The following is a 1162-nucleotide window of genomic DNA, read 5'->3' on the forward strand; positions in this document are numbered from 1 at the left end:
ATCAGTGGATGAAAGCGCATGGCTATGCCTAAAGCGTCGTGTGCTCCCTTCTTGTGAATCGCCTAGTGCGGACCCGCATGCTAGGTGGTGTGGGGAGGGCGGGCTAAACACCCGCCCTTACCCGATTAGGCTTTGCTCTCTGACTCTAAGATGAACACGACCTCTATTGTTAGCAATGGTTGATAGCATGAGCGAATTGAAAGTCGGCAACAAAATCAAAGACAACGATCCTCGGACAAATAACCGCGTTTTACAGGTGATCGGGATCGACGACACCCATTGCCGTTGTCGGCATCCTGGATACCCAGCTTATCCTGATGTACGGATCAGGATTGATCGCATCCACAGTGACGGCAAGCCGCGCCGCAGTGGTTTTGATTTGATTGCCTAACGCTCCGCATCAGCCGCGCGCTATTCGCGCGTCGGCTGGATGCTCGGTAGGCTGATTTTGGAGACATTTATGAAATGCCGTATTTGTGGCGACGAAAATGCGAAAGTGCGCGATAACGAAATCCCTATAGCGAGCATCACAGGGCGCGCGCATATCGACTGCCACGGTCACTCACAATATCGCACGCTGGCGCTTGATGAGACGATTGAAATAATGGACAACGTGCAAGAGCTAGAGCGATTACGGACAATAAAAACTTACCGATCCGACTAACGCCCGCATCCAGCCGCGCGCTATTCGCGCATCGGCTGGATGCACTCGTTAGGCTTATTCTAAAGGTCTCGAATTCGCTACCTTTAAGGATGTTCGGAGCTACCAACAAATGACAGAAAACCAAATTCAAAGTCCAATTGCCTTTTCTGACAGACGTATTTGGCTTTGCTCTGAAAAGAACTCGCCACGCTGCCCGACATGCGAAACCGCGCAAGTTCAGCTTGTCGATTGGATAAGCTCGCCGCCCGCGCGGTGGAAATGCCGCGAATGCGGAACAAAATTTTCGTTTGAGCCTAACGCTTCGCATCACCGGCAAAATAAAGCGTAGTGAGGAACGAACGTAGCTTTATTTTGTCCGAGTGTATGCGTTTGTGTACGCCCGGCATGGGCATGAACTGATGGGGTGAAAGTCCCCTGTAGGAGTACCTGTAGTGTCCTCTTGGACCAATAGAACTACTAGCCGACGGCAAGGGCAAACCCGCGAGGGGATGTCTGGAG

General features: G+C 51.8%; 1 protein-coding gene. It reads left to right on the forward strand.

All coding sequences use genetic code 11. From position 1 onward, the window contains the following. Positions 1-187: 187 nt before the first annotated feature. Positions 188-391, forward strand: a complete 204-nt coding sequence (locus tag CKO40_RS23720; RefSeq protein WP_200348925.1) for a hypothetical protein — start codon at positions 188-190, stop codon at positions 389-391. Positions 392-1162: the final 771 nt, after the last annotated feature.

Source organism: Halochromatium glycolicum (assembly GCF_016584085.1).
GTDB lineage: Bacteria > Pseudomonadota > Gammaproteobacteria > Chromatiales > Chromatiaceae > Lamprobacter > Lamprobacter glycolicus.